The organism is Rubrimonas sp. (assembly GCF_036788415.1).
Taxonomy (GTDB): Bacteria; Pseudomonadota; Alphaproteobacteria; order Rhodobacterales; family Rhodobacteraceae; genus Rubrimonas.
Window position 1 is genome coordinate 1 of sequence record NZ_DAIQNN010000163.1, and the last position, 4,365, is coordinate 4,365.

The following is a 4,365-nucleotide window of genomic DNA, read 5'->3' on the forward strand; positions in this document are numbered from 1 at the left end:
GCCGATGCGGGTTTAACGAGGGGGGGCGGCGCAGGCAAGGCGGCGCCCCACCGGGCCGCGGCGCCGCCTTCCGCCAGAGCGCGAGGACGTGATCGATCCCGCCGGCGCGCCCAGCGGGAACGAGGGCCCCATGCGTCGCGGGCCGCACGCCCGACCTCGACGCCTGGATCGTGGAGCGGATCGAGGGAGCCCGGACGGCGATCCTCGGCGAGACGTCGCCGCCGAACGCGCTTGTCTGACAGCGAGCGGAACGCTCCCCGCCCCGACGGCCGCCCTTCAGCGCGGCAGCCGGAGCCGCGCCGACAACCCGCCCAGACGCGCGCTTTCGCCGAGGATCAGCGCGCCGCCATGCGCGCGCGCGACTTCGGCGGCGATCGACAGACCGAGGCCGACGCCCGCCCCGCGGTCCTGATTTCGCGAGACGTCGAGCCTCGCGAACGGCTTGAGGGCCTCCTCTCGGCGAGCCGCGGGAATGCCCGGCCCGTCATCCTCGACCTCGAATTCGAGATGGCGCGACGACGCGCGCAACGTCAGCGAGACCGCCGTTCCGAATGACAGCGCGTTGTCGAGCAGATTGCCCAGCGCGCGGGCGACAGCGCCGGCGCGCATCGTGACGAGGTCCGTCGCAGCGCCCGCCCGCTCGTCGCGCAGCTCCGGGGCGCCGCCGCTGCGACGGGCCGCAGCCACGGCCTGTTCGGCGACCGATCGCGGATCGACGGCCTCAGGCTCCTCCCCCGCCTCCTGACGCGCGAAAGCGAGGAATTCGTCGATCATGCGCTCCATCGCGCGAATGTCGGCCTCCATGTCCTGCGTGTCGGCCCCGTCGGCCTCCAGCATCGCCAGCGCCAGCTTCATCCGCGTCAGCGGCGTGCGCAGATCGTGGCTCACGCCGGAGAGCATTCGGGTGCGGCTCTCGATCTGGCGTTCGATGCTGGCGCGCATGCTGAGAAAGGCCGCGCCGGCGCGGCGCACTTCCTCGGCCCCGGCGGGTTGAAACGGCACTGCGCGTCCCTTGCCGAAGGCGTCCGCCGCAGCCGCCAGCGCGCGGATCGGACGGATCTGGTTGCGCAGGAAGATCACCGCCACGACGAGCAGCGCCATGGCGGCCGCCAGCGTGATCACGAAGAGCTGGTGGGCGTTGGACACGGACAGCCGCCGCCGGTCGATCCGCGCCGTCAGCACGCCCTTGTCGGTGAGTATCCGCGCCGTCAGCTCCCGGTCGGACAAGTCGCCCTCCAGCGCCAGCGGGCGACGCAGGTCGGATTTCAGCGTCTGCTCGACCGCGCCGCCGGCGATGTCGTAGAAGCGCCGCAGCGTCTCGCTGGGCACGCTGTCGCCTTCGGAGAGCGTGAGCGTCATCCCCAGCGGTCCGGCCAGGGCGTCGAGCCGGCGCTGGCCATCCGCCGCGTTCGCGGCCTGCTCGACGGCGTCGATGGCGTAGTTCAGTTCGCGGGCCGTGGAGCCGGCGATCTGGCGCGTCACGGCCTCGATGTGGCGTTCGACGAACACCGCCGCGACGACGAGTTGCAACAGCACCAGCGGTCCCACGAGGATCAGCAGCGACCGACCGAACAGGCTGCGGGGGAGGTATTCCTTGAAGATCATGGCGCGCCTCGCGATGGTTGCGCAGAGTATGGACGCCCCGGGGCCGCCGCAAGCGCGCCGCAGCCCCGCTTCGGAGCCGCGCCCCATGAAAGACGCCCCTTTCGACCGCGATGCGAGCGCGCCCTTGGGGGCCGCGCAGGAGGTCGCGCCGGGCGTGCGGCGGGTCATCGCGCCCAACCCCTCGCCGATGACCTTCACTGGCACCGCGAGCTATCTGGTCGGTCGGCGGCGCGTCGCGCTGATCGACCCCGGGCCCGAAGACGCGGCCCACAGCGCCGCCCTGCTTGAGGCCGTCGGGCCGGATGCTGAGGTCGCCGCCATCCTCGTCACCCACGGCCATCGCGACCACAGCGCGGGCGCCGCTGCGCTGAAAGCCGCCACCGGCGCCCCGGTGCTGGGCTTCGGAGCGGGCGCCGCCGGCATGTCGGCGCGGATGCGGGCGCTGGCCGCGTCGGGGGCGACGCTGGGCGGCGGCGAAGGGGCGGACCCCGTTTACGCGCCGGACGCGGTTCTGGCGGACGGCGAGATCGTGGAGAGCCCGGAATGGCGGCTGCGCGCGCTGCACATGCCGGGCCATCGCGGCGACCATCTGTGCTTCGCGCTGGAAGGGACCGGGACGCTGTTCAGCGGCGATCTGGTCATGGCGTGGTCCACCACGCTGGTCTCGCCGCCAGACGGCGACATCACCGATTTCCTTGCCTCGCTGGCGCGGCTGCGGGCGCGCGCGGAGACGCTGTATCTGCCCGGCCACGGCCCCGCGCTGCGCGACCCGCATCGGATGATCGACTGGCAGATCGCCCACCGCGCGGAGCGGCGGGGCCAGATTCTCGCCGCGCTCGCCTCGGGGTCTGCGACGCCGCGCGCGCTGACCGAGGCGATCTACGCCGACATCGACCGCGCGCTTTGGCCGGCGGCCGAGCGCAACGTGCTGGCGCATCTGCTGGGGCTGATGGACGAGGGTCTGGTCGGGGCGGACGGGCCGCCCGGACCGCGCAGCGCCTATGCGCTGGTCGGGGGTTCGACCCCGCTCACTTCATCGGGGTGAGGACTTCGAAGGCGTCGGCGCCGACCTTGAACAGGGCGAAGGCGCCCGGCACGTCGCCGTTCATGTCGAACTCATGGTCGCCGGCGGCGCCCTTGTAGTCGATCTCCTGACCGGCGGCGATCAGCGCCTTGGCCTTCTCCCACTCGCCCGGCAGGATCGGCTCGCCCGGGGCGCTGGCGACGGCGCGCAGGCTGGCCGACATCTTCGCCTTGTCGCCGCCGGCATGCTCGTAGGCGAGCGCCAGCAGGAAGCCCGCGTCGTAGCCCGTGGTCACGAAGATCGCGTCCGGGTTGCCGCCAGCCTCCGTCTGCGCCGCGTTGAAGCGGGCGAGCGACTCGCCGCCCTCGCCCGTCGGCGAGGAGGCGACGAAGCCTGCGAGGTTCTCCGCGCCGAGCTCGCCGATGACGTTCTCGGACTTCATGCCGTCGCCGCCGACGATGCGCTCGAAGAAGCCGTTTTCCAGGGCCTCGCGCAGGATGGTGAGCCCCGACCCGTCGCCATAGTCGAAGATCGCGAGCGCCCCGGCGCCGGAGCGGGCGAGTTCGGCGAGTTCGGCGCGGTAGGAGGCCTTGCCCTCCTCATGCGCGGCGAACAGCGTCACAGTCCCGCCTTTCGCCTCGTATTCGGCGCGGAACGCCTCGGCGAGGCCCTTGCCGTAATCGTTGTTGAGATAGGTGACGGCGATCGGGCCGTAGCCCTGCGCGAGCAGCGTGCGCGCCAGCGCCGCGCCCTGATAGTTGTCGGAGGGCACAGTGCGGAACACCGTGTCGTTGTCCTCGAGGCCGGTGACGGCGGGCGAGGTGGAGGCGGGCGAGATCATTACGACGCCGGCGGGGATGGTCGCGGTGTTGGCCGCGGCGAGGGTCGCGCCCGAGCAGTGCGCGCCGACGATGCCCGCCACGCCCTCGATGTTCACAAGCTTCGCCGCCGCGTCGCCGCCCGATTGCGGGTTGCAGCCCGAATCGCCGACCACCGCTTCGATCATCCGCCCGTCGAGCAGACCGCCCTGCGCGTTCACCTGATCGAAGGCGAGGCGCGAGCTGTCCACGATGGGCGGCGCCATGGCGGCGATCGGGCCCGAGATGCCGCCGAGCAGGCCGAACTTCACGCTCTGCGCCTGCGCGGCGGGCGCCGCCGCCGCGACGATCGCGGCGAGGATGGCGGGATGCAGTCGGGTCATGAAGTCTCTCCCCTGTTTGCGCCGGACTGGCTCCGGCCTGATGGCGGAGTGATGCCGAAACCGGGCGCCGCGCGCCAGCGGATTTCGGCTTCACGGTCGTTTCAGTCCTTGCGCGGACGCTCCGGAAGCAGCCCCTCGGGGCGGAAGCGCAGCACGAGCTGCAGCGCGAGCCCGATGAGGAAGATGCGGAAATACTTGGCCTGGATGGCGTATTCGGTGGGCAGCCGGTCGGTGAGGATCTCGGACATCGACCAGATCGACCAGACGAGCGCCACGCCGAGCAGCGCGCCGCGGTTGTTGCCCGAGCCGCCGATGATCAGCATCATCCAGATCAGGAATGTGGCCACCATCGGGTCGATGGCCTCGGGCGTGATGGCGCGGTTGAAATGGGCGAAGAGCGCGCCGCCCAGTCCCATCAGCGCCGCGCCGAACATGAAGGCTTCGAGCCGGCGCTTCTCGATGTCCTTGCCCATGGCGCGGGCGGCGGTCTCGTTGTCGCGGATCGCGCGCATCATCCGGCCCCACGGCGCGCGCA

General features: G+C 72.0%; 4 protein-coding genes. 1 reads left to right on the forward strand and 3 read right to left on the reverse strand.

The genetic code is table 11. The features are described from left to right. Positions 1-276: 276 nt before the first annotated feature. Positions 277-1,605 carry an ATP-binding protein gene (locus V7Q31_RS17660; RefSeq protein WP_333835166.1) on the reverse strand — a complete coding sequence of 443 codons (1,329 nt, stop codon included), beginning with the start codon at positions 1,603-1,605 and terminating at the stop codon, positions 277-279. Positions 1,606-1,690: 85 nt separating this feature from the next. On the opposite strand from V7Q31_RS17660, the gene V7Q31_RS17665 reads away from it, so the two are divergent. Continuing rightward, a complete protein-coding gene (locus tag V7Q31_RS17665; protein ID WP_333835167.1) occupies positions 1,691-2,650 on the forward strand; it encodes an MBL fold metallo-hydrolase in 960 nt (319 codons plus the stop codon). On the opposite strand, the gene V7Q31_RS17670 is transcribed toward V7Q31_RS17665, so the two are convergent. Both V7Q31_RS17670 and V7Q31_RS17675 read right to left on the reverse strand, forming a co-directional pair. Then, positions 2,634-3,830 carry an ABC transporter substrate-binding protein gene (locus tag V7Q31_RS17670; protein ID WP_333835168.1) on the reverse strand — a complete coding sequence of 399 codons (1,197 nt, stop codon included), beginning with the start codon at positions 3,828-3,830 and terminating at the stop codon, positions 2,634-2,636. The two genes, V7Q31_RS17665 and V7Q31_RS17670, sit on opposite strands and share 17 nt — an antisense overlap. Positions 3,831-3,931: 101 nt before the next feature. Then, a partial coding sequence (locus V7Q31_RS17675; RefSeq protein WP_333835169.1) for a branched-chain amino acid ABC transporter permease occupies positions 3,932-4,365 on the reverse strand: 434 nt, incomplete at its 5' end.

Bases quoted from the DNA above. Each gene is read 5' to 3' on its own strand.
- V7Q31_RS17670 (WP_333835168.1), bottom strand. From the start codon at position 3,830: ATGACCCGACTGCATCCCGCCATCCTCGCCGCGATCGTCGCGGCGGCG.
- V7Q31_RS17660 (WP_333835166.1), bottom strand. From the start codon at position 1,605: ATGATCTTCAAGGAATACCTCCCCCGCAGCCTGTTCGGTCGGTCGCTG.
- V7Q31_RS17665 (WP_333835167.1), top strand. From the start codon at position 1,691: ATGAAAGACGCCCCTTTCGACCGCGATGCGAGCGCGCCCTTGGGGGCC.